This window comes from Candidatus Kurthia intestinigallinarum, from assembly GCF_003991225.1.
Taxonomy (GTDB): Bacteria; Bacillota; Bacilli; order Bacillales_A; family Planococcaceae; genus Kurthia; species Kurthia populi.
Window position 1 is genome coordinate 1 of sequence record NZ_JTFC01000249.1, and the last position, 2,114, is coordinate 2,114.

The 2,114-nt window shown below is 33.7% G+C and carries 3 protein-coding genes; all 3 read right to left on the reverse strand.

Translation table 11 applies throughout. The features are described from left to right. The coding region (locus tag QI30_RS20240; RefSeq protein ID WP_126992181.1) for a ParA family protein at nucleotides 1–671 on the reverse strand (671 nt) is incomplete at its 3' end. A gap of 194 nt (nucleotides 672–865) precedes the next feature. Continuing rightward, entirely contained in the window at nucleotides 866–1,279 is a 414-nt protein-coding gene (locus tag QI30_RS20245) for a hypothetical protein (protein WP_126992147.1), read from the reverse strand. Between the two features lie 224 nt (nucleotides 1,280–1,503). After that, nucleotides 1,504–2,114: Fic family protein (locus QI30_RS20250; protein ID WP_126992182.1), on the reverse strand; the 611-nt coding region annotated here is incomplete at its 5' end.

Below are 2,114 nucleotides of genomic sequence, written 5' to 3' on the forward strand. Positions count from 1 at the left end.
TTTAATATATCGTTGTCTATAAGTGCATTGGTTTTAAGCATTACTGGTAAAATCCCTAGTACAGCAATGTCCGTATTTAATTTTTCAATAGATGTTTCTAAATAACTGAACATCTTTTTTGCGCCTTCTAGCGAGTGTTTTTGCGTCTGTACAACAAAAACAGCGTAATCTGAGGCACACAGCGCAACATCTGTGACAATAGAAATTGTTGGAGGGATATCAATGACGATAATATCGTATTTAAATTTAATCTTTTGTAGGAGCTCAGAAAAGTACCAGAGTTCCTCACTTTTATTTTGTAAAGGCAACGTATCTGCCCAATCTATAATTTGGTCATTGTGAGGCAACAAATCTAAGTTCTCGATAATATGGTAGATAGAATCCTCTAAATCCCCAGTTTTTATGGCATCCATGAAGCTTTTTTGAATGATAATGTCCGTGGCATGCGCTTGTCTATGGGTTTGCATCATGATATCTGTGGCATTGGCTTGTGAATCCAAGTCTATTAATAAAGTACGCTTTCCTAATGTAGCAAATTCGTAAGCAGCCATGCATGCGTTCGTCGTTTTACCAGATCCTCCTTTCGAATTACAAAACATAATCACTTGCCCATCATTCAATTCTTCGTATTCTTCGTCTTTAGAAGTAGAAAATGTCTTTAACTTACCCATATTTCCATCCTTTCTGAATCATTTGATTGTACTTATTTTCGACTTCGTTACATAAGGTGCATCCTTATAGGATATATCAGTAATATCCAGGTGTTAATCATTGACTAACATTTGAAAGGGCAAAAAATAAGTGAGAGTGATATCTCACTTAAAGATTAACATTCAACAATTGTGTTAGTCAATGATTAACACTTTTATTTTTTTATAAAATTTTCTAGATCATTATTATGTTGTAAAATAGCAGCGAACAACACTGATTTTACAACAAATGAAAAGAATACTCTTCCTCTTGTTTCTTTAATCAGATTTTCTTGTAGCATTTTCATCTTCTGGAATACCGTTTTATCAATTGCTAAAGTTGTTCTCATGCTTTCAAATTGTGGATCTTTGTTATCTGTAATGCCAGGCACTGAAGTTTTTTTATCATTGAGTAATTCCCAATCTATTTGATTTACTACTGGCTCAATTTTTTTAAAAGCTTCTCCTATGAGAAAACCATCTGATATAGGTATCTCTGAATCGCCATAAAAAATCTTCTTCAATTCTTTTAGGGCAATGACACTCTCTCTGTTAAGCTTTATGCCCAGTCGTTCATTTTTTTCTGACATTGAATTCTCCTTTCTATTCATCTCTGATTAACTATAAAATAACTTTTCTATTTGTTCAATAAGCCATAAATTTTGCACTTAAAAGTTTTATTACATATATCAATTCATTAAGTAAACGTCATAATTTTCTATAATCTTGAGACAACTATTTTGAAAAGAACCTAAAAATGAAATGGAAAGACGTATCACAGCATACAAAAATGAGTACGTATGTAACTACGTACTCATTGAGGTTTATCTGGATTTGTATAAAATGGTTTTTCTTCATAGTTTGTGACATCATATTGTCCAACTGTCTTATAAGTAGAAGGCTTTTCCTCACTTTGCTTTGTTAGACCAGATGGTTTGTAGAATAATGCATCTGTGATAATCCGATGTAAATAACTAGGCTCTGGCGCTTCATCCACAGCAGCCATAACAAGTGCATTACGTAAATAGCCCGCATTTTGCGAAAGTAGTTCCGCATTAAAATCTAAGTTGTTTTTATCAGCAAATAGCTTCATAAAGATTGATACAGCACGCGTGTTGCCTTCACGATATGGATGGACACGCCATATATCTGTCATGAATTTCGCAAATTGTGAAGGAAGCTGTCGATTTTGAGGAGACCACTCTATTTGAGCAGCCCACTGAAAAATGGCTTTTAACGTATCACTGATACGATTTTTATCACAGTACGTTACAGATAAGCCATTTAACACGCGTTCATTTTTATAAATATTAATTGTTCGAAATTCCCCAGCCCACGTGTAAAGGTCTTCAAATAAGAAATGATGGATGTTTTGTAAAGACGTATAATCTGCAAAATCTAAATCATCGAGAATCGAGTGAATGT